Origin of the sequence: Paraburkholderia podalyriae (genome assembly GCF_014397785.1) — a bacterium.
In the GTDB taxonomy this organism is placed as follows: Bacteria; Pseudomonadota; Gammaproteobacteria; order Burkholderiales; family Burkholderiaceae; genus Paraburkholderia; species Paraburkholderia podalyriae.
Genome location: NZ_VZQQ01000001.1, coordinates 369,644 through 393,836 on the forward strand (window position 1 = coordinate 369,644; position 24,193 = coordinate 393,836).

At 63.3% G+C, this 24,193-nt stretch carries 22 protein-coding genes; 11 read left to right on the forward strand and 11 right to left on the reverse strand.

All coding sequences use genetic code 11. From position 1 onward, the window contains the following. Window positions 1-54 precede the first annotated feature (54 nt). From pseI to F6X42_RS01640, 3 genes are read left to right on the forward strand one after another with little or no spacing between them, the layout of a single operon-like run. Window positions 55-1,107: a pseudaminic acid synthase gene (gene pseI / locus F6X42_RS01630; protein WP_187632520.1), complete on the forward strand. Its 1,053-nt coding sequence runs from the start codon at window positions 55-57 to the stop codon at window positions 1,105-1,107. Further along, window positions 1,104-2,393, forward strand: coding sequence for a class I SAM-dependent methyltransferase (locus F6X42_RS01635; RefSeq protein WP_187632521.1), 1,290 nt, complete (start codon window positions 1,104-1,106; stop codon window positions 2,391-2,393). Before pseI ends, F6X42_RS01635 begins: the two co-directional genes overlap by 4 nt. Beyond that, window positions 2,390-4,417, forward strand: a complete 2,028-nt coding sequence (locus tag F6X42_RS01640) for a class I SAM-dependent methyltransferase (RefSeq protein ID WP_187632522.1) — start codon at window positions 2,390-2,392, stop codon at window positions 4,415-4,417. Before F6X42_RS01635 ends, F6X42_RS01640 begins: the two co-directional genes overlap by 4 nt. A 98-nt stretch (window positions 4,418-4,515) precedes the next feature. On the opposite strand, the gene F6X42_RS01645 is transcribed toward F6X42_RS01640, so the two are convergent. From F6X42_RS01645 to F6X42_RS01665, 5 genes are all read right to left on the reverse strand, one after another. Continuing rightward, window positions 4,516-5,202 (reverse strand): glycosyltransferase family protein, encoded by a 687-nt coding sequence (locus F6X42_RS01645; RefSeq protein ID WP_187632523.1) that lies wholly within the window; start codon window positions 5,200-5,202, stop codon window positions 4,516-4,518. A gap of 40 nt (window positions 5,203-5,242) precedes the next feature. Further along, window positions 5,243-8,173: an O-linked N-acetylglucosamine transferase family protein gene (locus F6X42_RS01650; protein ID WP_187632524.1), complete on the reverse strand. Its 2,931-nt coding sequence runs from the start codon at window positions 8,171-8,173 to the stop codon at window positions 5,243-5,245. Between the two features lie 315 nt (window positions 8,174-8,488). Next, on the reverse strand, window positions 8,489-8,809 hold the full coding sequence (gene fliT / locus F6X42_RS01655; RefSeq protein WP_187632525.1) for a flagellar protein FliT: 321 nt from the start codon (window positions 8,807-8,809) through the stop codon (window positions 8,489-8,491). Between the two features lie 17 nt (window positions 8,810-8,826). Next, window positions 8,827-10,371: a flagellar filament capping protein FliD gene (gene fliD, locus F6X42_RS01660; RefSeq protein ID WP_187632526.1), complete on the reverse strand. Its 1,545-nt coding sequence runs from the start codon at window positions 10,369-10,371 to the stop codon at window positions 8,827-8,829. A gap of 189 nt (window positions 10,372-10,560) precedes the next feature. Then, window positions 10,561-12,012: a flagellin N-terminal helical domain-containing protein gene (locus tag F6X42_RS01665; RefSeq protein WP_187632527.1), complete on the reverse strand. Its 1,452-nt coding sequence runs from the start codon at window positions 12,010-12,012 to the stop codon at window positions 10,561-10,563. 270 nt (window positions 12,013-12,282) lie between these two features. Here F6X42_RS01665 and F6X42_RS01670 point away from each other — a divergent pair, with 270 nt between their 5' ends. Further along, complete coding sequence (locus F6X42_RS01670; protein ID WP_187632528.1) at window positions 12,283-13,224, forward strand: aldo/keto reductase; 942 nt, start codon at window positions 12,283-12,285, stop codon at window positions 13,222-13,224. Window positions 13,225-13,634: 410 nt separating this feature from the next. Next, window positions 13,635-13,847 carry a 30S ribosomal protein S21 gene (gene rpsU, locus F6X42_RS01675; protein WP_006050883.1) on the forward strand — a complete coding sequence of 71 codons (213 nt, stop codon included), beginning with the start codon at window positions 13,635-13,637 and terminating at the stop codon, window positions 13,845-13,847. Between the two features lie 102 nt (window positions 13,848-13,949). On the opposite strand, the gene F6X42_RS01680 is transcribed toward rpsU, so the two are convergent. Both F6X42_RS01680 and F6X42_RS01685 read right to left on the reverse strand, forming a co-directional pair. Then, a complete protein-coding gene (locus tag F6X42_RS01680) occupies window positions 13,950-14,375 on the reverse strand; it encodes a hypothetical protein (RefSeq protein WP_187632658.1) in 426 nt (141 codons plus the stop codon). A gap of 158 nt (window positions 14,376-14,533) precedes the next feature. Next, window positions 14,534-15,130, reverse strand: a complete 597-nt coding sequence (locus F6X42_RS01685) for a DNA-3-methyladenine glycosylase I (protein WP_187632529.1) — start codon at window positions 15,128-15,130, stop codon at window positions 14,534-14,536. A gap of 140 nt (window positions 15,131-15,270) precedes the next feature. Here F6X42_RS01685 and F6X42_RS01690 point away from each other — a divergent pair, with 140 nt between their 5' ends. Together F6X42_RS01690 and F6X42_RS01695 are read left to right on the forward strand one after the other, a co-directional pair. Continuing rightward, a complete protein-coding gene (locus tag F6X42_RS01690) occupies window positions 15,271-16,161 on the forward strand; it encodes a glucosamine kinase nucleotide-binding domain-containing protein (RefSeq protein ID WP_187632530.1) in 891 nt (296 codons plus the stop codon). Window positions 16,162-16,208: 47 nt separating this feature from the next. Beyond that, the gene (locus tag F6X42_RS01695) at window positions 16,209-17,036 is read left to right on the forward strand and encodes a Cof-type HAD-IIB family hydrolase (RefSeq protein WP_187632531.1); all 828 of its coding nucleotides are present in this window, start codon (window positions 16,209-16,211) and stop codon (window positions 17,034-17,036) included. 94 nt (window positions 17,037-17,130) lie between these two features. Here F6X42_RS01695 and F6X42_RS01700 read toward each other — a convergent pair whose 3' ends face one another. The 3 genes from F6X42_RS01700 to aqpZ all read right to left on the reverse strand — a co-directional run bounded on the left by F6X42_RS01700 (window position 17,131) and on the right by aqpZ (window position 19,408). Further along, window positions 17,131-17,439: a hypothetical protein gene (locus F6X42_RS01700; RefSeq protein WP_187632532.1), complete on the reverse strand. Its 309-nt coding sequence runs from the start codon at window positions 17,437-17,439 to the stop codon at window positions 17,131-17,133. A gap of 287 nt (window positions 17,440-17,726) precedes the next feature. Then, the gene (locus F6X42_RS01705; RefSeq protein ID WP_187632533.1) at window positions 17,727-18,494 is read right to left on the reverse strand and encodes a histidine phosphatase family protein; all 768 of its coding nucleotides are present in this window, start codon (window positions 18,492-18,494) and stop codon (window positions 17,727-17,729) included. Between the two features lie 173 nt (window positions 18,495-18,667). After that, window positions 18,668-19,408, reverse strand: coding sequence for an aquaporin Z (gene aqpZ, locus F6X42_RS01710; protein WP_187632534.1), 741 nt, complete (start codon window positions 19,406-19,408; stop codon window positions 18,668-18,670). Window positions 19,409-19,696: 288 nt separating this feature from the next. Between aqpZ and F6X42_RS01715 the strand changes: the two genes are divergently transcribed. Further along, complete coding sequence (locus F6X42_RS01715; RefSeq protein WP_013090908.1) at window positions 19,697-19,999, forward strand: H-NS histone family protein; 303 nt, start codon at window positions 19,697-19,699, stop codon at window positions 19,997-19,999. Between the two features lie 383 nt (window positions 20,000-20,382). On the opposite strand, the gene F6X42_RS01720 is transcribed toward F6X42_RS01715, so the two are convergent. Continuing rightward, the gene (locus F6X42_RS01720) at window positions 20,383-21,447 is read right to left on the reverse strand and encodes a glycosyltransferase family 4 protein (protein ID WP_187632535.1); all 1,065 of its coding nucleotides are present in this window, start codon (window positions 21,445-21,447) and stop codon (window positions 20,383-20,385) included. Between the two features lie 774 nt (window positions 21,448-22,221). On the opposite strand from F6X42_RS01720, the gene flhD reads away from it, so the two are divergent. From flhD to motA, 3 genes are all read left to right on the forward strand, one after another. After that, a complete protein-coding gene (gene flhD / locus F6X42_RS01725) occupies window positions 22,222-22,542 on the forward strand; it encodes a flagellar transcriptional regulator FlhD (RefSeq protein ID WP_281393892.1) in 321 nt (106 codons plus the stop codon). Then, on the forward strand, window positions 22,542-23,192 hold the full coding sequence (gene flhC, locus F6X42_RS01730; protein WP_187632536.1) for a flagellar transcriptional regulator FlhC: 651 nt from the start codon (window positions 22,542-22,544) through the stop codon (window positions 23,190-23,192). The genes flhD and flhC overlap by 1 nt, the downstream gene beginning before the upstream one ends. Window positions 23,193-23,328: 136 nt before the next feature. Continuing rightward, window positions 23,329-24,189, forward strand: a complete 861-nt coding sequence (gene motA, locus F6X42_RS01735) for a flagellar motor stator protein MotA (protein ID WP_027199213.1) — start codon at window positions 23,329-23,331, stop codon at window positions 24,187-24,189. Window positions 24,190-24,193 lie beyond the last annotated feature (4 nt).

Genomic DNA, 24,193 nt, shown 5'->3' on the forward strand with positions numbered 1-24,193 from the left:
CGCCCTGATCGGCCACCCGGTTCGGCCGGCGTATCACTGGTAAGGAGACGCGCAATGAGCGCATTCAAGATTGCGAATCGGCAGATCGGCCTGAACTGCCCGCCTTTCGTGATTGCCGAGATGTCGGGCAATCACAACCAGTCGCTCGAGCGGGCGCTGGAGATCGTCGAGGCGGCGGCCGCGAGCGGCGCGCACGCGCTTAAGCTCCAGACTTACACGCCGGATACGATGACGCTCGATCTCGACGCCGGCGAGTTTCGCATCGACGACCCGAAGAGCCTCTGGACGGGCACCTCGCTCTACCGCCTCTACGAGGAAGCGCATACGCCCTGGGACTGGCATCGGCCGATTTTCGAGCGGGCGCGCGAACTTGGCATGCTCGCGTTCTCAACGCCGTTCGACGAAACAGCGGTCGATTTCCTCGAGACGCTCGACGTGCCCGCCTACAAGATCGCGAGCTTCGAAAACACGGACCTGCCGTTGATTCGCCGGGTCGCCGCGACCGGCAAGCCGCTCATCATCTCGACGGGCATGGCGACGGTGGCCGAAATCGACGAGGCCGTGCGCACGGCGCGCATGGCCGGCTGCGGGCAGCTCGTGTTGCTCAAGTGCACGAGCTCCTACCCGGCGTCGCCCGAGAGCAGCAACGTGCGTACGATCACGCACCTGCGCGAACTGTTTGGCTGCGAAGTGGGCCTGTCGGATCACACGTTGGGAACCGGCGCCGCCGTGGCCGCCGTCGCGCTGGGTGCGAGCGTGATCGAGAAGCACTTCACGCTGCGCCGTGCCGATGGTGGCGTCGATTCGGCGTTCTCGCTCGAACCGGAGGAAATGAAGGCACTCGTTGTCGAGTCTGAGCGTGCGTGGCTGGCGCTCGGCCACGTTGCGTACGGACCGACGCAGCAGGAACGCGCGTCGTCGATATTCAGGCGCTCTCTTTACATCGTGCGCGACATCGCTGCTGGCGAAGCGCTGACGGTTGAAAACGTCCGCGCGATCCGGCCAGGCATGGGTCTTTCGCCGAAATACCTCGACGTCATTCTTGGGACGAGAGTCAGACAACCGCTCAAGCGCGGCACCCCCCTTTCCTGGGACATTCTGAAATGAACAATCGGCTGGCAACGCCCACTACCGAACCCGAACTGTCGGATCTCATTCGCTGGAAAACCGGGGCCTGGCAGGACCCCGGCATGGTCAACTGGTACTCGGGCCGCATGGTTCAGAGTGAATCGACCAACTCCCTGAAGAACGCCGTCGAGGTCGGCACGATCAAGCGCTTCGTGCGCGGGCCGGAGATCGTCGATATCGGCGTCGGCACGGGCCGGGCGGCACTGCCGCTGGTCGCGGACGGCTACCGCCTGACGGGGATCGACAGCTCGCAGGCGATGCTCGACGAGACTCGCCGGCTGGCGGCCGGGGCGCCCATCACGCTGAAGGTGGGCGACGTCGCGTCGCTGCCGTGCGGCGACAACGAATTCGACTGTGCAGTGGCGCTCAACGTGCTCGTTCACTTTCCCAACTGGCGCGAATCGCTTCTCGAATGGAAGCGTGTCGTGCGTCCGGAAGGACGGCTGATCTTCGACATCCATTCGCGCGATCACACGACTGCCGCCTACGGCGTCGATCATGCGAAGTGGCCCGAGCCGCTGAAGCTCACCGAAAACAACGGTGACTTTGCGTACTACATGTCGCGTGCGAGCGTCGACGAGCTCGTCGACTTCGCAAACAGTGCGGGATTGCGTCTTGTCGCCGCGGTGCCGTACGGCGCGTTTCTGGGCGGCGGCAACATCAACTGGCTCTCGTATGCCGAACTCGATGCGACGCAGCGCTTCAAGCGCGCGCTGTCGTGGTTCGCGCGGGACAACAAGTTGTTCGACCTGGGCCTCTTCCTCGAAGAATCGCTGATCGCGCACCTGACGCCGCGCGTGACGGGCCGCATGTTCGTCGTGTTCGACAACTGCCCCGATCCCGAGGCGAACGCGCGGTTCGCCGCCGACGTCGCCGCGCGCGACGCTGCGCTCGACAAGCGTGACTTCGCGGCGCTGCTGCCCTGGTTGCCACTTACGCCGAACGAGTATGCGACTGGGCTTGAACGGCTACTGCAGCCGCTGCGCAGCCGGCATTTCTTCTTCCTGCTGTTCAAGACGCTGACGGCGCGGCAACCCGACTTCAACTTTGGTGGCGTGATCCCACCGGGCGCGTTCGAGCAATTTCTGGCGTGGATCGAACAGGAGCGCATCGATCAGCGCGCGAGCGAGATCGCGCGCGGCTGGGCGGCCGACGCGCCGTTCCGCTTCAAGGACGGCGTCGACGTCACGGTCGGCGTTGAATACAACCTGGTCAAGGCGTTGCTGGAAAAGCATTTCGGTATGTTCACTGGAGGTCGGCAATGAAGCAAAAGGCCGTCATTAGCCTGTTGTGGGGCACGCAGTTCGACGCGCTGCGTCGATTCCTGGAGATGCACGAACCGATGGTCGTGCTGCTCTCGGCCGACCTGACCGAACCGCTGATGCGCACCGGGATCGAAGCTACGGGTAGCACGGTCGTCTATCTCGAGGATATGTTCGATCCGTCGGGCGATGCGAGATTCGCGGTCGAGACCGCACTGATGCAGGCGCAGTTCGTCCAGTATCTGAATACCCGTCCCAACGAAGCGCGCGAACCCGTTGGCGCGTTGGCTCAGACGTCGACGGTCATCGCCGGGACGCTCGCTGCTGACCTGCACGAGACGGCCGCGTTGCTGACGCGCCTGAACGAGGCCGCGAACCGTTTTGACATCACCTTGTTCGTCACGAGCGAGGACGCGACCGGGGACGGCAAGGTCGCAACGACGTGGGCCAAATCACGCGATATCCCCACGCTGCACGTGGCGCACGGCCTCGCCCTCGCGGACCCTTACACGGTGCACAACGATATCGTCGCAGACAAGCTTGCCGTGTTCGGCCGGCGAGGTATGGAAGGCTACCTCGATCTGGGCTACCCGGAAGATCGCTTCGTGATCACGGGCAACCCGGGCTGGGACAGCTACGCCCAGTTCCGCAGCAGGAAGGCTGACTGCCGTCGCGCTCTCGACGAGAAATACGGCTTCAAACCGGGCCTGCCGCTGCTTGTGTTTGGCACGACATGGTCGGCCAACTTCAGTGCGCACTGCAACGAGGACATCTACGCCGATTCGTTGATGGTGTTCGTCGCGAGCTGCGAGGCATTGCGCGCGAGCGGGCTTCAGTTCAATGGCGTCATCAAGGACAGGCCGGCGAACCGCACTGACGGTGAGCGTCGTTGCGCGCAAGTTCTCAGCGAACTGGGTGTGGCCGCAGGCGATTACTTCTACTGTGCCGACGATACGCAGATATTCGCCGCGGGTGCGGATCTGCTTGTTGCCGTCGATTCGAACTATCTGATCGAAGGCATGCTTGCGCGCACGCCGGTCATCAACCTGCTGAACGCAACGGGCATCGTAATGGGCCCGTCGTTCGAAGCAGAGTCGGGCATTCTGGAGGTCGAGGCTGCGGATCTGGCCGGCATCATGCACCGGATGTTGACCGACCAGACGGCCCGGCGTGAGGTGATCGAGATCATGGGCAACCGTGCCGCTCACTACAACGCTGCCGAGGATGGTTCGGCCGCGGCGCGGGTTGCCGAACTCATGGCGACGATGGCGGTAAGCTTGCCGCGGCGAGTGAAGCGGTATGTCTGGCAGCAATATCTGGATGCCGAGTCCGCACCGTTGAACGGGACCTACCACGCGAACGGCCGGAGCGATCTCGCCCAGATGTTCACGAACACGCCTTCGTTGATCCTGGACATTGGCTGCGCGGCCGGCAACAACGCCGCGCTCGTGAAGGACCGGTTTCCCGGCAGTCGCGCGTGGGGTATCGAGATGAACCGCTACGCCGCGGAACTCGCCCGCAAGAAGCTCGATAACGTGCTGGTTGGCCGCTTCGAGGATTTCGACCTGGAGCATGAGGGTCTAGCGCCCGGCACGCTGGACGCGGTCCTGCTCGCGGACGTGCTCGAGCACATGTACAACCCGTGGGGTGTGATGGTCAAACTGCGTGAGTACATGTCGCCGGGCGGCCAGCTTGTTCTCAGCATCCCCAACACTCGCCATCTCGGCTTGATGGACGGCCTCAGCAAGGGTAACTGGACCTACGCGGAGGCCGGCCTGCTCGACGTGACGCACATTCGGTTTTTCACGCGCAAGGAGATGATCAAGTTCTGTGAAGAGACCGGTTATCGCGTGACTCAGACGCGCAATTCGCTCGACGGCGGACTCCTGAAGTTCTGGCAGCAGCACCAGAACATGACGGCACCCATCAACATCGAGCTCGACCGGATGACGCTCAAGGACGTGACTCGCGACGAACTGCTCGAGCTTTGCACGATCCAGTTCTATCTTCTGCTCGAAAAAGCCTGAGCGCGAAACCCCGTCGACGGTGCGACGCCGTTCGAGCGGGGAGCCCCGGCAGGGGGCGACCTTGCTGGAATCAGTGGAGGCCGCGCAGGCCGCCACTGTTACTCGCCGTACTTGCGCAAATAGCGCTCATACCCGTCGCGCCACCCCCCCGACCCAAAAGCTCCACCACTTTCGTGCACGACCGAAAGCCGCCATGTGCCCATGCGCAGGCCCTTGAGTTCAGCCTGGCGGCAGAAGTCCATATCGTAGAAGTGGAACGCGAACTGATCGTCGAAGCGCAGGCCGGCTTCGATCAGCTTCGCGCTATCGGCGATCAGCATGAGCCCGTCCAGCAGCTTGACCTCGACACCGGACGGACCAAACGTGGACACGATGTCGCAAGGGAAGCCCTTGCCGTGACCGACCGTTCCGCTCAGATAGCGCGGCTCGTCCCATTTGAACTCGGGCGATACGAACGCCCATGACGGCTGACCCGGCACCCGGCGGGTGTTGCCGGCGAGCCCGACGACGTCGAAGCGCGCGAGCCCCTCGACGATCCGCTCGCTCCAGAAGAAATCGTGCAGCCAGACGTCGTCGTGAACGAACACCAGAATCGCTGGATGGTGCGCGGCGTAGTCGATCGCTTCGTTGTAGATCGTGGACAGACCGCGCGCGTTGTTGTCGAACAGATGCAGCTGCGCGTGCTGTAGATGGTTGTACAGCTTCAGCGAGCGGCCGAGCGCCGTCTCGTTCGAGAACTGTTGCGGGTTGCGGCGCGTCCCGCAGACGAATCGGATGGGCTTCATGGTTCAAACTCGATTGTTCGGGGGAGCTCAGGCATCGCGTCTAGCCACGGACCAGCCGCAGATCGACGGGCGCGACGATGGGGCGTGTCGACGACGGTTGCGCGGCGAGCGGATTGGTCGACTCCGAGACGTCGAACGATTCCGCCGGCAGGCCGTCACACCAGCGCCGCCACATGACGCGCAGCGCCTGCGTGACGGTCGCGGCCACCAGCTCCGGACGGAACACCGGCGACTGCGCACAACGTTCGCGCATGCCGGCGCGCAGTGCCGCCAGAGCGTCGAGATCCGACGCCAGCGCCACGCCCTTGAGCACGAAATCGTCCTTGTCGCGTGCGACGAAATCGGCGAGGCCCACGTGGGTCATCGCGGTGAGGCCGCTACGGCCGGGCACCGTGTCGCCGGGCAGCGTCAAGGTCGGAACGCCCATCCATAGCGAATGCAGCGCGGTGGTCAAACCGGAGAACGGGAAGCTATCGAGGCAGAAGTCGACGCGGTGATGTTGCTGCAGATAGACGGGCACGCTCGCACGCGCCATGAAGTCGAGGCGGTCCCGCGCAATGCCTTCTTCGGCAAACCATTCGGGCAGCTTGCCGAGGCTGCCGTCACGCGGCATGGCGCCGAGCACCATGCGCGAGTTCGGCACCGCGTGCATCAGCCGCGACCACAGCGCCACGACGTCGCGGCGCAGCTTGTCCATCCGATTGAAGCTGCCGAAGGTCACATAGCCCTTGTGCAGAGCGGGCAGCGCATTGACCGGCGGACACACCGCATCGGCGACGAACGGCGCCACCGCCGGCAGATAGGCGATCTTCTCGGAGAACTGGCTGCGGAACTTGTCGGACGGTACCCAGAGCCGGTCGGCGATGAAATAGTCGACGGCATCGAGCCCGGTGGTGCCGGGGTAGCCGATCCAGCAGGCCTGGACGGGCGCGGGTTTGCGCGCGAGCGTCAGCAGCCGGTTGTGCGCAGTGTGCCCGGCGAGATCGATCAGGATGTCGATGCCGTCGGCGCGGACCATGTCGGCGATCGCGTCGTCGTTCATGCCGACGACATGGCGCCAATGGCCGAAGATCTTGCGCAGTGAAGCGGTCGTGCCATCGTCGAGATAGGTGTTCGAATACGCATACAGCGACAGCTTCGGATCGCGCGACAGGTGCGCCGCGACCGGCTCCAGAAAGCTCGCGACGGCGTGGCGGCAAAAGTCGCCCGAGATGAAACCGACGCGCAGCGCGCGTTCGGGATCACGTGTGTTCTCGTGACGTGGCCACTTCGGCTTCAGCGGCGCTTCGAAGTGCGCGGCGAAGCGACGATGTTCGGCGAACAACTCGTCCGGCGCGATGGCCTCGTTATGCGTCATGCAGAACAGCAGGTTATTGTAGGCCAGCTCGAAGTTCGGATCGATGGTGAGCGCACGCCGGAACTCGTCGATGGCGTCGGACAGGCGCCCTTGCTGCATCAGCGTGACACCGAGCGAGTTGGGCGTGAAGCTCGAGGTTGGGTCGAGTTCCATCGAGCGTCGCGCGAACTGCTCTGCCTCGTCGAGGCGGCCCGTTTCCTGGAAGATGATGCTCAGCACGCGGTGCCCTTCCGCGCGGCTCGGGTTGCGTTCGATCAGGCGCCGGCAGAACGTTTCCGCCTCGGCGTGCGATCCCTTCGATGCGAGGATGCTAGCGAGCACCTGAAGCGTGTCCTCGTCGTTCGGCCACAGGCCGTGCGCAATCCGCGCGTACTTCAACGCTTCGTCGTATTGGGTGAGTCGGTGCAGGGCGACGGCCAGCACCTTCCAGCCGAACCCGTGATCGGGGAAGCGCTGCGCCATTTTGCGGGCGCTTCGCGCCGTCTCCTCGACCCGCCCGGTATTGAACAGTTCGGCTAACGCGTGGACTTCGCGTTCCGTCGGCGCAGCTGTGCTGGTCTGGCGCGGCCTGGTCTCGACGACGCTGTCAGGGGCAGCCTTCGGCTCGGGAACCTGTGGTTGCGGCGCGGCCGGCTTCGCCGGCGCGACCTTGGCGACCGGCTGCGTGCTCACCACCGTCATGATGCCGATCAGCTTGTCGATGGCGGGGCCCGCCAGACCGCGTTGCTGGGCCATTTCGAGCGCGATCCAGGCGGCCTTCAACTGGTCGGCTTGCAACAGGCCGTCAATGTAGTTGGCCCAGTACTGAAGCTGGTTCGGGGCGACCCCGATCGCGCGCTCGTGGTAGGGGAGCGACGCCTCGGGCTGCAACAGGCGAATCAGGATCACGCCATACCGGTGATTGGCGTCGGGGTGCTCGGGATAGGCCGCCAGCACACGCTGGTAAAGCTTTCCCGCCTGTTCGTAATCGCCGCGGCCGTCGAGCGCGAGCGCGTTGCGCATCGCGCACGCGGCGTCCAGATGCTGGCGTACTTCACCGTCGAGCGGCAGCAGCGCGGCAGCCCGTTCGAGCGGCGCGAGCGCGCCGTGCAGGTCGCCGCGCCGCAGGTGCGCGTAGGCGAGCGTTTTCCAGCCGTATCCATGGGCGGGGAGAGCCGCGATCATCTGGCGCGCCAATGCTTCGACGCTGTCGTGCATGCCTTTGTCGTGAAGCGTCTGTATGGTGGCGACGAACTCCGCGGCGAGATTGGCCAGTTCATCGGCCGCGGGCACGTTCCCGTCCGGCGTCGGTGCGCCGCTGTCGAACTTGATGCCGTGCCGGCGGCCCTCTTCCCGGACCCGTTCGGCCTCGGCGGGCTGGTCGGCCATCGTCAGCGCGTTGGCATAGACGTGCCAGTACTGCGGCGAACGCGGTGCGGCCGTCACAGCGGCTTTCAGATAAGGCAGGCTGGCCGCGGGCTGCTGCAACTGCAGCGCCAGAATGCCGAGATTGTGATTGGCATCGGGATGAGCCGGATCGGCCAGCAGGATCGAGCGGTAAAGCTGCTCCGCTTCGGAGAGCCGCTGTGCCTGATGATGGCTCAGGGCCTGTTGCAGGTCGGCTTCGGTAGTCATGTGTGCCCTTGTGTACGTCGATTGCAGGCATCGCACGACGAAGCCCTTCGTGGTCTGGCTTCTGGGAATCGTCGCGGATGGGGCGTAGGCGCGCCTCGCCCAAACTGGCATGTCGGATCAGTCTATCCAGACGCGAGGCAACCGATTGGCCGAGTAAAGGCTGGATTTCCTTGCTGTTCGTCGCGAACAGCCGCTGCCGTTTTTGCGCGCGAAAAAAAAGCCCGCACGGGGCGGGCTGGAGTCAACGGCCATGCCGTCGATGCGGCGGGATTTCGCGTGGATGCCATACGGCGTCCACGCGCTCGCCGTCTTGGACTACAGTTGCGCGATCTGGTGATACTGGCGGACCGCCTTGCTGGAACTGGTCGCAGTCCGGTATTCCGCCTCGAGTTCGTCGCGCGATTCCTGTGCGCTTTCGAGCAGCGCCGCGTCGAGTGCCTGAATGCGCCGGATCACGTGGAGGGTCGCCGGCGTTTGTTCGGCCTGGATCGACATCAGGAGCGGTGAGCGCTGTTGCGCCAGACCGGCAGCCTTCTGCCAGTCGTAAAGGCTCGCGGCGAACGCGATCTGCTGTGTCAGTCCGAGCACCTGTTCGACGAGCTCGGTTTGCTGTGCGGCATGCCGCTCCTGAGTCATGACCCTCTCCCGGATGGTTACGACGCGTTCTTGGCGAGCGCGCCCTCGCTATTCGTGCCGCCGAACAGCTGCGTCAGATACTGCGAGTTGCTGTTGGTGGTCGCCATCAGCGAATTCAGCGCGGTGAACTGGGCCGAGTATTGCGACGTGAGTAGCGCTTCGTACGCGGTGAGCGAATTCGATTGCGTGGTCACGCTCTTCAGGTCGGCGGTCAGTGCGCTGGTGCGAATGTCGATCACGCCACCGGTCTTGGTGAACGTCGCGATGTCGGTGTTCATCTGCTTCGCGATGCCGTTGGTCGAATTGAACAGCGTCCCGACTTGCGTCGGGTTGTTCTGCACTGCGCTCGTGAGCGTCGATGTATCCACCGACAACGTGCCGTCCGAATTCATCGAGATGCCGATAGACGACAGTGACGCGGTCACCCCCGAGCCGGAGACGCTCGTGCCCAGCAGGTTGCCCAAGGTGGACCGAATCGTCTGGAGCATCGAATCGCCCAGCAGCGGGCCGCCTTGCGAACCTGCCGACGCGCTCGAGTTGAACGACGACAGCGAGCTCATCGCGCTGACGAGCGAGTTATAGGAACTCACGAAGGATTGGACGTCGCTGATCTGGCTGGTGGCGTCCGATGCGACGGTCAGGGTCTGCGTCGTGCCGACGGAGGTCGAGCCCAGATTCATCGTCACGCCGGCGAGCACGCTGGTCACCGAGTTGCTCGAGCTGGTCGCCTTCGTGCCGTTAATCGTGAACTGCGCGTCCTGTGCAGCGGTAGTCTGGTTCCATGCGATCGTCCCGGCCGACGTGATCGTCGAGGCGCCGCTCGCGCCCGTGCCCGCGGCCGAGGTGACGCCGAGGCTCGACAGTCCGTTGTCGTTGGCCAGATTGCTGACGGTCACGTTGATCATGCTCGACGCGCCCGTCGTCGACGAGCCGAGCACCAGGTGCGAGCCGTCCGAGCCGGTCACGATGGTCGCCGTGATACCGGGATTCTGGCTCGAGCCGTTGATTGCCGCGGCGATTGAGCTCAGGCTGTTATTCGATGACGTCACATTGAGCGACATCGACTTGTCGCCGACGGCAATCGTCAGCGTGCCGGTGCCGAGTCCTGCCGCTTGCGTCGACGTGAAGGCGCCCGACGAAATGCTTTGTGCCTGGGCGATCTGCGTGACGTCGATCGAGTAGGAGCCGGACACGGCGCCCGAACCGGCGTGGGCGGTCAGACCGCTACCGCTGGCGGTCGCCGTGAAGTCGGACTGGAAAGCGCCGGTTGCAAGCGGTGCGAGGCTAATCTGAAGGCTCGACAGCGCGGACGAAAGCTGGCCGATGGCCGAAATCTGCGTGTTGTCGTTCTTGGCCTGGGCGGTGAGCGTCGCGGCCTGTCCGGCCACCTTGGCGTTGACCAGCGCCGTCGTGAGCGACTGGACGTCGAGCGTCGAGTTGCCTGTCGACCCGGCAATGAGGGATTGCCCAGCTTGTTGCAGGGCCGCTGCCGCCGCGGCTTGAGCCGCGGCCGCGGCCGCTGAGGCTGATGTTGAGGACGACGAGCCGGAAATCGTTGACATGAGAATGCTCCATGCGTGGTCGCGGCCACGCGACGGGGGGAACTTGCCTGCGGCCAGATATTCAGCGCGTCACGCGCTGTCCTGCACAATGCACTGCGGGAGGACGAGCCTCCCGTTTGAATCGTCGTGACGCGGACGGGGCGTATTGCCGCTCACCGCCCCGCCCGCGTCACTCTACCTGCGCCAGTATTACTGCAGCAGCTTCAGAACTTGCTGCGGCTCCGAGTTGGCCTGTGCCAGCACCGAGATACCGGCTTGTTGCAGCACTTGCGCCTTGCTCAGGTTCGCCGTTTCTTCCGCGAAGTTAGCGTCGGTGATCTGCGCGTGTGCGCTCGACAGGTCGGTCGATTCGGCTTGCTGCGAAGTCGCGATACCGGTGAAACGGTTCTGTGCCGCGCCCAGCGTTGCCTGGATGTTGTTGATCGTCGCGAGAGCGTTGTCGATCGATTCCATCGCGAGGTTCGCGCCGGCGGTCGTGCTGACGTTGATGTTCGCAACTGAGGTCGGCACGTTGTCCGTGTTGACCGATGCCAGTGCCGAGCCGGCCGTCTGCGCTGCCGACGTCGAGCCGATCGTCGTTTGGGCGCCGTTGAAGGCGCTGATGCCTGCGCTCGAACTCGTGAACAGGTTCGTTGCAGCCGTGCTCGAAAGCTGGCTGCCGTTCTGGTCGACGTACTCGAAGCCGCCCGTGCCGTTCGATTCGACGGTGATCGACGTGATGGTGTTCGACGTGCCTGCGGTTGCTGCCGAGCCGTTCGTCGCGTTCAGGTTGAGGCCCGAGAGGGTGCCGAGGACCGTACCCGCTGCCGCAGCCGAGCCGCCGCCGGTCGAGAACGCAGCGTTGACCGACGTCAGTTCGTTGGTTTGCAGCAGGCCGTTACTCGCGCCGGTAGCCAGCGAGATCGTCGAGATGCCGCTTGCCGAACCTGCAACCGAGAACAGGTTGTTGGACGCCGTCGGCGACAGCGTCTGGTTGTTCTGGTCGGTGAAGGTGAAGCCGCCCGTGCCGTTCGACAGGATGTTGATCTGAGTGATCGCGCCCGTGCCGCCAGCGGAGTTGGCCGTGCCGTTCGCGTTCAGGTCGAGACCGGTGATCGTGCCGAGCGTGTTGCCTGCCTGCACCGTGCCCGAGCCCAGCGAAGCGGCCGAAACGCCCTGGCTCAGGTTCAGGCTGATCGTCTGACCGACGTTCGAGCCGACCTGGACATTGATGGTGCCAGCCGTGCCGTTCAGCAGGTTGATGCCGTTGTACGTCGTCTGCGAGGCGAGACGGTTCACTTCAGAGATCTGCTGTGCAACTTCCTGTTGCAGTGCTGCCTGGTTGCTTGCCGACAGCGAGCCGCCTGCTGCCTCGTTCGCGAGCGAACGGATCGTTTGCAGGCTTTGCGTGATCTGGCTCAAGCCGGTGCTTGCCGTTTGCACCATCGACACGCCGTCGTTCGCGTTCGAAACGCCCTGGTTCAGGCCGTTGATTGCGGTTTGCAGGGTCGTGGAGATCGCGAGGCCGGCCGCATCGTCCGCCGCGCTGTTGATGCGCTTGCCCGACGACAGGCGGGTAATGGCCTGCGAGAGTGCGCTGCCGGAACCAGTCAGGTTTTCCTGAGCCGTCAGCGAATTGATATTACTGTTGATGCTAAGCATGAAAATTCTCCTGTAGAGGCATGAGCCCTAAACCTGCCAGTGGTGGCATCGGCGGAAGCACGTGTTCATTGCTGGCCGCCTCAGTGAAGGTTGACGGCCCGCCTCCAAAAAACTTGAGCAACTTTCTGTAATGGCGACCTAATTGTTTGCCGCGCCCGGCGGGGTTCGCGGGCGCGAGCCCCATCCTGTCTGACCGGCGCGATGCGCTGCAGGTGATCGAAAGTGGGCGTATTGTCGTTCGCTCGTCCGTTATCGATCCCGGAGAAAATCATGCAAAAGCGCAGGATTGGCCGTTCCGAATTGCAGGTCGTGCCGCTGATGTTCGGTGGCAATGTATTTGGCTGGACCGCCGACGAGGCGACATCGTTTTCGATCCTCGACGCGTTCGTCGACGCCGGTCTTAACTTCATCGACACCGCCGATGTCTACTCGGCCTGGGTGCCCGGCAACCAGGGCGGCGAGTCGGAGACGATCCTCGGCAAGTGGTTCCGTCACAGCGGCAAGCGCGAGCAGATCGTGCTCGCGACCAAGGTCTCGAAGCATCCGCAGCGCAAAGGGCTGTCGGCCGCGAACATCCGGGCTGCGGTCGAAGACTCGCTGCGTCGCCTGCAAACCGATTACATCGACGTCTATTTCTCCCACGACGACGACACCGCGACGCCGCTCGCGGAAACGCTCGGCGCGTATCAGACGCTGATCGAGGCGGGCAAGGTGCGTGTGATCGGCGCGTCGAACTACAGCGGCGCGCGCGTCGAGGAGGCGCTTGCGGTGTCGCGCCAGCACGGGCTGCCCGAGTATCAGTTGCTGCAGCCCGAATACAATCTGTACGACCGCGCGCAATACGAGCGCGACAGCGAGCCGGTGGCGCTCGCGAATCATCTCGGCGTGGTGGTCTATTACAGTCTCGCGAGCGGGTTCCTGTCGGGCAAATACCGCAGCGAGGCCGATCTGGCCGGCAAGGCGCGCGGGAGCGGGGTCGAGAAATACCTGAACGGGCGCGGCTTCCGGATTCTCGGCGCGCTCGACCGTGTTGCGCAACGGCATGGCAGCACGCCGGCTGCGATCGCGCTCGCATGGCTGATCGCGCGGCCGAGCGTTACGGCCCCCATTGCGAGCGCGACCTCGGTCGAGCAGCTGAAAAGCCTGGCCGCGGCCGTCCGGCTATTTCTCACAGCCGACGATATCCGCGAGCTGGACGAAGCGAGCACCTGACCGGACGCACACCTCGGCCGCCGACGCGGGCGGTCCGCGCCGGGGGAAAGCCTGGCGCAATCGGTAAACCCCTGGTAGGATGGGTAGTTTCCTGATATTATCGAGAGTGAATTGAGATCTTTGCCTGTTTCGTCAGTGTTCTGCATTGATGAAAGGTTGGCGAAACGGCAACAGACGCGGCTTTTGTATTATGTCTGTCCGCGTTCCGCGGTGAACTCCCCACCTCTCTTTTCCGGCCTCCGTGGCCGCTTTGCCTCTCGCTTCATTCGTGGTTTGGCCGGAGCTGTCTATCAGCCTCGCGTTTGCCTGTTACTGGCCATGAATCGGAGCGACCGGAGAGCCGGCGCGTGATTGGTGACCTGAGTGGTTACCACCACGCAATTAAATCTAGTGATTGAGTTAGGAATTACATGACGACGATTCTTCTGAAAGAAAACGAGCCGTTCGAAGTGGCAATTCGCCGCTTTCGTCGCGCAATCGAAAAGAATGGCCTGATCGCTGAACTGCGTGAACGCCAGTCGTATGAAAAGCCGACCACGGCTCGCAAGCGCAAGAAGGCAGCAGCTGTTAAGCGCTTGCACAAGCGTCTGCGCAGCCAGATGCTGCCGAAAAAGCTGCACTAAGCACGCTTTTTATACGCACGCCGAACGGCGGTGTGAGCTTCGAAAGAAGCCACATCGCCGTTTTGCTTTGGGGCGCGCGATTTCACTCCGTGCGTCCAGCTGTTACGCCGCGCTCCTCAGCAGCTCGGCCGACAGCGCGAATTCGCGCGCGATCGAGCCCAGCCGCTCTTGCCACTCCCATGTGCCGAATACGTCGTGCACATTTTGCAGGCAACTGAGCAAAGCGATGGTCACCGGGTCATACACATTGATGCGGGCCCGCAGCAGCGCTTTTTTCAGCGCGGCCACGCCGACATCCATGTAAGCGGGCACCTCGGCCGGTGGTTTGCCGATGAAGCGCACGGGCACGCCTTCCATCGCCGTCATATAGTCTCGCGGCCTGATCAGGTTGCCGACCGGGCAGCCGCCGCAATAGCCGCGGTAGGCGCCGCCGCCCCTCGGCAGCAAGGCGGCGCGTTTCTGGTCGAACAGATGCGTGACGGACTGATCGTAAATGTCCTGATGGGTCAGGAAGCTAAGTGATTTCATGGTTGGTCTCCCGCGTCCGAGGCGGTGGTTATTTGTTGAGCGCGCATCGCTTGAGGGCATGGCAACGAGTATCCGCCCCGGGTCGTCCGACGAAGGGCCGACTATGAGCATGAAACGGCTCCAATTCGCGCTTTTGCGCGTCCCCCAAACGCTGTCGCTCACCCCGCCTTAGGGCGACGCCCTTTCTTTCCCAGGGACGCGCATCGCTCGCGGCACATGCAGTTCGTCTCATGATCGTTGACCATGCCGACCGCCTGCATGAATGCATAGCAGATCGTCGAACCGACAAATTTGCAGCCGTAGCGCTTGAGACCCTTACTTAGCGCGTCCGATACTTCCGTCGATGCAGGCGCGTGCTTATACGAAGCCCATTCGTTCTGAATCGGCGTGTCGTCGACGAATGACCACAGGAAGTTCGCGAGCGAGCCATGTTCGGCCTGGATCTGCTGCACGGCGCGCGCATTCCGGATGGCCGCCTCGATCTTGCCGCGATGTCGCACGATGCTTTGATCCGCGACGAGCGCATCCACGTGCTTCGACGTGAAGGCTGCGACCTTGTCGATGTCGAAGTCGGCGAACGCGCGCCGATAGCCGGCGCGCTTGTTGAGTATCGTCGACCATGACAAACCGGCCTGCGCACCTTCAAGCACCAGCATCTCGAACAGGTGCTGATCGTCGCGCGACGGCACACCCCACTCGGTGTCGTGGTACTGTGCGAGCGCTTCGCTCGATACCCAGTTGCATCGTTGTGTCACTGTCGCGCTCCCGCGTGGCCATGTGGTTCGCCAGCATAGCGGAAGCGGTGTGCGCCGCAAGCTGGCCATTCGGCTAATTGCGTGATTCCAATTGACCTGCCACGCTACGAGTCATTCACCCACGGAACTGATTCGATTCGATGAACCACGACTTCTTTCTGATTGGCGTCGACGGCGGCGGCACCGGCACGCGCGTCGTGCTCGACGACGCGCAGGGCCGCGAACTGGCTCAGGCGACAAGCGGCCCGTCGGGTCTTGGGCTCGGCATCCCGCGCGCATGGCAGTCCATTCAGGCCGCCTGCGGCGAAGCGTTCGAGCGAGCCGGAGTCGCGCTTGACTGGTCGCGCTGCGTGCTCGGTTGCGGACTCGCGGGCGTCAACAATCGCGACTGGCTCGCCGAGTTTCACGACCAGGCGCCGCGGCTAGCCGGACTGGCCGTCGAGACCGACGCCTACACGACGTTGCTCGGTGCGCACGATGGCGCGCCCGGTGTGATCGTCGCACTCGGCACCGGCAGCGTCGCGGCATCGCTCGCGAGCGACGGCGAATTCCGCATGGCCGGCGGCTACGGCTTTCCATCAGCCGACGAAGCGAGCGGCGCGTGGCTCGGTCTCCGGCTGATCGTGCACGCGCAACATGCGCTCGACGGCCGCGCGCCCGTCGACGAACTCGCGCGTGCGCTGCTCGCGCATACCGGCGCGCGGGATCGCGACACTCTCGTCGTCTGGCTGTGCGCGGCCAATCAGACCGCTTATGCGCGGCTCGCGCCGATTGCTATCGAGCACCGCGCACATCCGTTCGCGGCGCGGTTGCTCGGCGAGGCCGGCAGCGAAGTCGGCAAGATGATAGCGGCGCTGGACGCCACGGGCACGCTGCCGGTCGCGTTGTGCGGAGGCCTCGGTGCGCCGTTACGCGAGTATGTGCCGCACGCGTATCAGGCGCGTCTGTGCGAGCCGCGGGCAGATTCGGCGCATGGCGGCTTGCAACTGGCGCGGCGCGAAGCGCGGCGGCTGGCCGGACGAGACCTGTAAAATATCCGCTTTGACACTGCCTCGACGGCTCAGCCGCCGGACTCACCATGTATAAAGTCATCGCCACGGATCTCGACGGCACACTGCTCAACGCCGACCACCAGGTCGACCCGTTCACGGTCGCCACGGTGCGCAAGCTCGAAAGCGATGGGCTGCGGTTCGTGATCGCCACGGGGCGGCATTACTGTGACGTCGCGGGCATCCGCGATCTGCTCGGCATCAATCCGTATCTGATTACGTCGAACGGCGCGCGCATTCACGCGCCTGATAACACGGTGATCCACGCGGACGATCTGCCGCCAGCGACCGTGCAGCGTCTCGTGCAGCCCGAAATTGCCGGCGCGCATGGCCGAGTGATCGTCAACCTGTTTGCGGACGACGCGTGGCTGATCGACCGCGATGCGCCCCATCTGCTGGCGTTCCACCAGGACTCCGGCTTCACTTACGAAGTGACCGATCTGCCGAAGCACGACGGCGTCGACATTGCAAAGGCGCTGTATATCGGCGAACCCGCCGATCTCGCGCAGGTGGCCGCCAATCTGGAACGCGAATTCGGCGAGCGACTGTACGTGACGTACTCGTTGCCGGATTGTCTGGAAGTGATGACCGCGAATGTGTCGAAAGGGCGCGCGCTGCAGATCGTACTCGAGCGCCTCGGTGTCGATGCGTCACATTGCGTCGCGTTCGGCGACAACATGAACGATATCGATCTGCTCGAGACGGCCGGCCATCCCTTCATGATGAACAACGCCAATCCCGATCTGATCACGCGTCTGCCGCATGTGCCGCGCATCGGCAACAATTTCGAAGCGGGCGTTGCGCATCATCTGCGCAAACTGTTTGCGCTGAGCGACGAACTGGCGTCTGAGCCGTAGCCACTGCGATAGAAAGCGGCCCGAATCCGCTCGCGCGAATGCGGGCCGCAAAAGTTGCTCGCGGAGCGCGGGGCATGCGCTCCGCCGGCGTTCGTCAATCCCGCCAGCCGCGATGCTCGCCGCGATCGTCATGACCCCAGCGGCGGTTGTCGTGACCCCAGCCGCGGTCATCGCGGTGATAGTCGCGGTAGTAGTCGCCGCGCTCGTAGCGATGATCCCAGCCGCCGTAATACACCGGCTCCGGTGCCGCGTACACGCGCGCCGGGGCGGCATAAACCGGCGCGGCATAAACCGGGGCGCCGAGCGATAGGCCGACGCTCAGATCCGTATGCGCCTGCGCGACACCGCATGCGCCCGCCGCGAGTCCGGCAGCAACCAGCAAGTGAGTGACGATGCGTTTCATGTTGGTCTCTCCTGTGAAGCGACGTAGGTTTGTCGCACAGGGCCAATGTATGCGCTCGCGGCGGGGTGAACTGCGACCAGATGTTACGGACTGCAAGCATCGTCGAAGTCATCGAAGACGACAGGAAAGACCGCGCGGACGTTGCGCGCGCCCACCTTGTCCCGCTTGCAGTCGCGCCACACGGGGCTTTGCGGCCGGTCAACTCAAGCCCGCAGGCGGCTCATCGCGCACGCTTGCCGCTTGACTCGCCAGCGCGCGTAATCACGGCTTACATCTGTATGACTCAATTAATCCGCCGCATGCGCCGAAGCGTCCGAAGTAGCGGAAGAGGCGGCCCCCGCGGAGGATGCCGACACGCCCGGCAACGCCGCGCAGGGGCAATCGGTGGCCCGTCCGTCGAGCCCTTCGCGATCGTGTTTGAAGCTCGCGCGCGGCGTGCCGTTCCGCCAGTCGAGTCGCACGATGTAAATGCTGTCGAAGTCGTCGGTTTGCCATTTCGGCACGTCGGCCGCACGGCCGCCATGCGCACTCAACATCTGCCGCAACAGCTTCTCGATCAGCTTGTGCTCCCACGCAATGACGATCAGCTTGCCGCGATTGGACGGATCGACTAGCGCATTGCCGAGCTGGTCGATCTGCGCAAAGCCGTACGGCGTTTGCACCGGCATCTGGAATTGAATCGCGGTCGGCTCGATCGTCGCGAGCGGGCGCACGTAATAGTACGGATGACCGCTGTCGTCCTTTTGCTGGCCAGGGTCTGGCGCGTAGATCGCATCGGGTTTGCCGAATTTGGCGGCGATCACGGCCGGCAGCGCGAGCGCACGGTTCAGCCCCTGGCAGTCGAGCTGGCCGTAGCCTTGCGCGGGTTTCTCGCCGTGTCGAACGAATACGAGGGTTTCGATATTGCCGCCCGCCGTCGCTACGGCGGGGGCCGCGGTCGCAACGACAGCCGACGTGTCCGTCGCCGCGGACAAGGCCGGCAACGCCAGCGCGCTCGCGCACAAGCCGCCGAGCGACAGTGCGACGCCATGCAGGAATCCGCGGAAACGGTTCATCGAGAGCACCTGTACGAGGCCGGGAAGTCGCCCGATTCTAGCAGCGGTGCACATCTGCACGCGGCCGGCGCGGCATTCGTATCGCGTCGGTGGTCGCAATCAATATTGGGCGCTGGGGCCCCCATTGATGCTGACCGGATCACGTTCATCCGACCGACGCGCGAAACCGGCCGTCAGTCGAGTACCCGCTTGCGCGCCTCGCTGATGCGATCCTCGGCGATCAGCGGATAGACGACCCCCGCGATCACCGCGCCGATGATCGGGGCAGCCCAGAACAGCCACAATTGATCGAGCGCCGCGCCGCCGACGAATAGCGCCGGGCCCGTCGAGCGCGCCGGATTGACCGACGTGTTGGTGACGGGAATCGAAATCAGGTGGATCAGCGTCAGGCACAGGCCGATCGCGATCGGCGCGAAACCGGCCGGCGCGCGGCGGTCGGTGGCGCCGAGAATCACGAACAGGAAGAAGCCCGTCATCACCACTTCGCAAATGAAGGCGGCGGCGAGCGAATAGTGCCCCGGCGATTGCTCGCCGTAACCGTTTGTCGCGAAGCCGCTCGCGACCAGATCGAAGCCAGGCTTGCCCGACGCGATCAGCGCCAGCACGAATGCGCCGAGCACCGCGCCGATCACCTGCGCGACGATGTACGGCAGCAGATCGCGGACCGGAAATCGGCCGGCGACGGTCAGGCCGACGCTCACCGCCGGATTCAGGTGGCAGCCCGAAATGTGGCCGATCGCAAAAGCCATCGTCAGCACGGTCAGGCCGAAGGCCAGCGACACGCCGATGAAGCCGATGCCCAGACCGTGAACCGGCCCGGCGAAGTTGGCGGCGAGGACCGCGCTGCCGCAGCCCCCGAGCACGAGCCAGAAAGTGCCGAACAGTTCGGCAACGAGGCGCTTTGACAACTCCATGTTTGGTGATCCTAAAAAGAATGGGTCTTCAGAAGCACGCAGCGAAAAACGACGAGTACGTGCCTTGAGCGCGCAATTCTAGGTAGGTAGCGCCAAATCGAATGTCAAGGATTGTCAACCCGGACAAAATTTATAAACTATTGTGAGATAAAGCACTGGTTTTCACATTTCACCCGATTTAATAATTATCAGAGGAAAATTCGCTAAACCCGTACTAGTGTCCATTGCGAATTTTTATAATTGCAGCTAGTCTGCGGTCGAATGAGTTCTTAGAAAGGGGAGATCCGAATGTCTCAATATGCAGACCTCAAGGCGCAGATTGCCAAATTGCAGGCGCAGGCAGAAGAAGCGCGACGCACGGAAATCGACAATGTCGTCGCCGATATCCGTCAAAAGATTGCCGAATACGGTCTGACCGCACAGGATCTCGGCTTCGCTGTCGCCGCCAAGCGGGGCCGGCCGCCCAAGAAGACGCCGCTGCCGGCGAAATATCAGGACCCAAAGTCGGGCAATACATGGAGCGGGCGCGGAAAGCCGCCAAAATGGATCGTCGGCAAGAATCGCGAGCGCTTTCTGATTGGCTCGGCCTGATGTCCGCACGAAGTGATGCGAGACGGGGTGCAAGCTGACTGAAGGTTTTTTTGCGGTCTGGCTTATTCGCCCCGCGCTAATCCGACGTGGAAGCGCAACCATCGCTGTATTAAAAAAGCCGTCCTTACAGGGCGGCTTTTTCGTGTCCGGCAGCGCAAAGACTTCGTTTCCCGCTCGTGCAAACGATTCCGACGCCGAATTCGTCCGCTATTGGGCGCTATAAGCCAAGGTTCACAGCGCTGGTTCAAAAGCGAACGAAAACGGCCGGCAGTCAAAGCGCCGACCGTTTCAAAGCGCGTCTAGCCGACCGCGTCTAGCCGACCGCGTCTAGCCGACCGCGTCTAGCCGACCGCGTCTAGCCGACCGCGTCTAGCCGACCGCGTCTAGCCGACCGCGACCTGGCGCAATACCGGGCGACGCGACGTTTCAATCAACGCCGAATAGCCGTCGATATAGTTCTGCGCCATCGTTTTCGAACTGAAGCGGCGTTCGAACTGGGCGCGGATTTCAGTGCGCGACAGCTCGTCGAGACGCTGCAACGCCGCTACCGCGCCCTGCACGTCCTCGACGATGTAGCCGGTCACGCCGTGGTCGATCACCTCCGGCACCGAGCCCCGGTTGAACGCAATCACCGGCGTGCCGCAAGCCATCGACTCGATCATCACGAGGCCGAACGGCTCGGACCAGTCGATCGGGAACAGCAGCGCCTTCGCGCCCGACAGAAACTCGGGCTTCTGCGCCTCGTTGATCTCGCCGACGAACTCGACATGCGCCATCGACAGCAGCGGCTCGATCTCGCGCTTGAAATACTCCATGTCGACCTTGTCCACCTTGGCGGCGATCTTCAGCGGCAGACCGCTTTGCGCGGCGATCTTGATGGCTGTATCGACGCGCTTTTCCGGACAGATGCGGCCGAGGAACGCGAGGTATTCGGGCTTCTTGTGCGGCTGCGGCGTCAGTAGCTGGTCCGGCAGACCGTGATAGATCGTGCTGAGCCAGTTGGCCTGCTGCAACGGCAGACGCTGCGAATCCGAAATCGACACGACCGGCACATGCGAGAACGCGTCGAACACCGGCTGCAATTCCGGCAGGTCGAGACGGCCGTGAAGCGTGGTCACGAACGGCGTGTCCATCGCCGTGAACAGGGGGAACGGCATGTAGTCGAGATGGAAGTGCAGCACGTCGAACTCGTGCGCGACCTTGCGGACTTTCTCCATCATTAGTATGTGCGGCGCCAATGCATCGCGAATCGTCGGATCGAGGCGCAGCGCGCGCGGCCAGCACGCATCGAGATTGGCGGACGTGACCGAGTCGCCGCTCGCGAACAGCGTGACGTCATGGCCGAGGTCGACCAGCGCTTCGGTCAGATACGACACGACACGTTCGGTGCCGCCATAGAGTTTCGGCGGGACAGCTTCGTAGAGCGGCGCAATTTGTGCGATTCGCATGCGTTTTCTCCTGTGTAGATCCGAATAAGCGCTTCTGCGCCGACCCCGATCCCATGCAGATTTTGGATACTTACCGGGGCTTCGCACGACGGCTGGATGACTCCATGTACGAATGCCTGACGGACGGTTGGGCGCGGTTGGCTCCCGCCCGAGGGTGCTCCGAAACAGGTATCGGGTAATCCCTTAGCCTCCATTATCGGGATCGACCGCGGTAATTCGAGTTATTTTTCAAACGCTTAATGTTGTTACAGCGCGAAACATGGACCGTTACAGCTGCCGCGCGAGGTCAGAGCGCGAGCCCCCATAATCGGGGAGAGTCAATTCAATGACTTAATCGAACGCTCAACAGGCGGAATGCACCGTAGCAAGCGGCGGGCCCGAGGGTCGGATGAACCGGATTGCGGACGAGTGAAAACCTCTTATAATTGTTTTTCACCGTATCACGGTGCGGCGGTGAACTTCTTGAAAACTCACCATTCGGTACACGCCGCAGCCGTGGAAGCTCCCAGCGCATCGTCAGTCCCGCCCCGCGCATCTGTTTCTTTCCCGTTCGTACCTCGCCGCAGCCAGAGTTGTAGGAAAAATTCCTACACAAATGACGGATTAATCCGGCACCCAGGTGGGGTGTCTCTCCGATTTTCGTCTGTGCCCCCATCCGGGACAATGCTTGCAAGACCAGAGACGAGCCGATTCGCACGGGTTTAGCGCGCGAGTTCGAGCAAACGTTTCCGCAAAAAAATCGGCCTGACCAGCCGGGCTACGTACGGGGGAATCATGAGCACGACTAGCCATATGCTCAATGAGATCAGAGAAGTCAACCTGTCCTATCTGCTGCTTGCCCAGCGTCTGTTGCGCGAAGACAAGCCGATGGGCATGTTCCGCATGGGTATTTCGGACCAGCTGGCCGACGTGCTCGCCAATCTGTCGTTGGCGCAGACCGTCAAGCTCGCGGCGTCCAACCAGATGCTGTGCCGCTTCCGCTTCGACGATCACGCGGTGCTGTCCGCCCTCGCGGACAAGGACAAGGCCAGCGCGATCGCGCAGGCTCATTCCGCGATCCTGATGGCGAGCCAGCCGGTCGAGCAAATCGGCTGATGGCCGGTAAGAGCGTCGTACTCGAAGTCCGGGAAATCACCCTCGCGATCGAGCTGATCGAACTGGGCGCGCGTCTGCAATTGCTGGAGGCGGAAACCAGCCTGTCGCGCGACCGGCTCATCAAGCTGTACAAGGAACTGAAAGGGGTATCGCCGCCCAAGGGCATGCTGCCGTTTTCCACCGACTGGTTCATGACCTGGCAGCCGAACTTTCATTCGTCGCTGTTCTACAACATCTACCGTTTCATGGCTGGTCACGGCGGCTGCCGCGCGATCGAATCGATCGTCAAGAGCTACCGCCTGTATCTGGAGCACGTGCAGTTGCACGATGACGAGCCGGTGCTTAGTCTCACGCGCGCGTGGACGCTGGTGCGCTTCTTCGACTCGGGCATGCTGCAGATGAGCGCCTGCCGCCGCTGCGGCGGCCGCTTCGTCGCGCACGCGCACGATCCGCAGCACGCCTTCGTTTGCGGGCTGTGCCAGCCGCCGTCGCGCGCGGGAAAAACGAAGAAGGCGGCGCAAACGCGGGCCGAGCGGCAAGTCGCCTCCGGCGGCATCCCGGCCCAGCCGCCGCAAATGGCCGACGCACGGGCTCACGAGGCCCGCTGCAGCGCCCCCACGCTCGACAACCTCGTCACCGCCGCAGTCTGAGCCGCATACGTTGAGGCCGCGCAAGCCTCTGGTTAACACCGGACTCGGGCGCCGCCTTTTTCCCCAAAGTTTTCCGCCTCGGTGCCGTAAACCTGACTAACGACGGTGACCGTCGCTTTTTTGTGAGGGCTCGGCAGTGCTGATTTTCGTGGGAACACTCGTGACGCTGTTGTCCGTTTTCGGCGGTTACGCGCTGGAAGGCGGCCATCTCGGCGCGCTGCTGCAACCCGTTGAAGTGCTGATGATCGTCGGCGCTGGACTCGGCGCGTTCATTCTCGGTAACGGGATGAAGACGATCAAGGCGACACTGCGCGTCATCCCGACCCTGTTCAAGGGCGCGAAGTACAACAAGGACGTCTACATGGAGCTGATGGGGCTCCTGTACGTGCTGCTCGCGAAAGCGCGCAAGGAAGGCACGCTGACGCTCGAAGCCGACATCGACGATCCATCGAAGAGCCCGATCTTCACGCAGTATCCGAAGATCCTCGCCGACAAGCACATCATCGAGTTCCTGACCGACTACCTGCGGCTGATGGTCGGCGGCAACATGAACGCGTTCGAGATCGAAAGCCTGATGGACGAGGAGATCGAGACGCACCACCAGGAAGGCGAGGCGCCCGCGCACGCGTTGAATAAGGTCGGCGACGCGATGCCGGCGTTCGGTATCGTCGCCGCGGTGATGGGCGTCGTGCACACGATGGCCTCGGCCGACAAGCCGCCCGCGGTGCTCGGCGAGATGATCGCGCAGGCGCTCGTCGGCACCTTCCTCGGCATTCTGCTTTCGTATGGGCTGATCGGGCCGCTCGCGAGCGTCGCCGAGCAGCGCGTGACCGAGTCGACCAAGATGTTCCAGTGCATCAAGGTGACGATCCTCGCGAGCCTGAACGGCTATGCGCCGGCGATCGCGGTCGAGTTCGGCCGCAAGGTGCTCTTCTCGACCGAGCGCCCGTCGTTCGCCGAGCTCGAAGAGCACGTGCGCCGCGTCAAAGCGAAATAAGCAG

Coding starts and splice junctions, on each gene's coding strand:
- pseI (WP_187632520.1), top strand. CDS start 55: ATGAGCGCATTCAAGATTGCGAATCGGCAGATCGGCCTGAACTGCCCG.
- F6X42_RS01635 (WP_187632521.1), top strand. CDS start 1,104: ATGAACAATCGGCTGGCAACGCCCACTACCGAACCCGAACTGTCGGAT.
- F6X42_RS01640 (WP_187632522.1), top strand. CDS start 2,390: ATGAAGCAAAAGGCCGTCATTAGCCTGTTGTGGGGCACGCAGTTCGAC.
- F6X42_RS01645 (WP_187632523.1), bottom strand. CDS start 5,202: ATGAAGCCCATCCGATTCGTCTGCGGGACGCGCCGCAACCCGCAACAG.
- F6X42_RS01650 (WP_187632524.1), bottom strand. CDS start 8,173: ATGACTACCGAAGCCGACCTGCAACAGGCCCTGAGCCATCATCAGGCA.
- fliT (WP_187632525.1), bottom strand. CDS start 8,809: ATGACTCAGGAGCGGCATGCCGCACAGCAAACCGAGCTCGTCGAACAG.
- fliD (WP_187632526.1), bottom strand. CDS start 10,371: ATGTCAACGATTTCCGGCTCGTCGTCCTCAACATCAGCCTCAGCGGCC.
- F6X42_RS01665 (WP_187632527.1), bottom strand. CDS start 12,012: ATGCTTAGCATCAACAGTAATATCAATTCGCTGACGGCTCAGGAAAAC.
- F6X42_RS01670 (WP_187632528.1), top strand. CDS start 12,283: ATGCAAAAGCGCAGGATTGGCCGTTCCGAATTGCAGGTCGTGCCGCTG.
- rpsU (WP_006050883.1), top strand. CDS start 13,635: ATGACGACGATTCTTCTGAAAGAAAACGAGCCGTTCGAAGTGGCAATT.
- F6X42_RS01680 (WP_187632658.1), bottom strand. CDS start 14,375: ATGAAATCACTTAGCTTCCTGACCCATCAGGACATTTACGATCAGTCC.
- F6X42_RS01690 (WP_187632530.1), top strand. CDS start 15,271: ATGAACCACGACTTCTTTCTGATTGGCGTCGACGGCGGCGGCACCGGC.
- F6X42_RS01695 (WP_187632531.1), top strand. CDS start 16,209: ATGTATAAAGTCATCGCCACGGATCTCGACGGCACACTGCTCAACGCC.
- F6X42_RS01700 (WP_187632532.1), bottom strand. CDS start 17,439: ATGAAACGCATCGTCACTCACTTGCTGGTTGCTGCCGGACTCGCGGCG.
- F6X42_RS01705 (WP_187632533.1), bottom strand. CDS start 18,494: ATGAACCGTTTCCGCGGATTCCTGCATGGCGTCGCACTGTCGCTCGGC.
- aqpZ (WP_187632534.1), bottom strand. CDS start 19,408: ATGGAGTTGTCAAAGCGCCTCGTTGCCGAACTGTTCGGCACTTTCTGG.
- F6X42_RS01715 (WP_013090908.1), top strand. CDS start 19,697: ATGTCTCAATATGCAGACCTCAAGGCGCAGATTGCCAAATTGCAGGCG.
- F6X42_RS01720 (WP_187632535.1), bottom strand. CDS start 21,447: ATGCGAATCGCACAAATTGCGCCGCTCTACGAAGCTGTCCCGCCGAAA.
- flhD (WP_281393892.1), top strand. CDS start 22,222: ATGAGCACGACTAGCCATATGCTCAATGAGATCAGAGAAGTCAACCTG.
- flhC (WP_187632536.1), top strand. CDS start 22,542: ATGGCCGGTAAGAGCGTCGTACTCGAAGTCCGGGAAATCACCCTCGCG.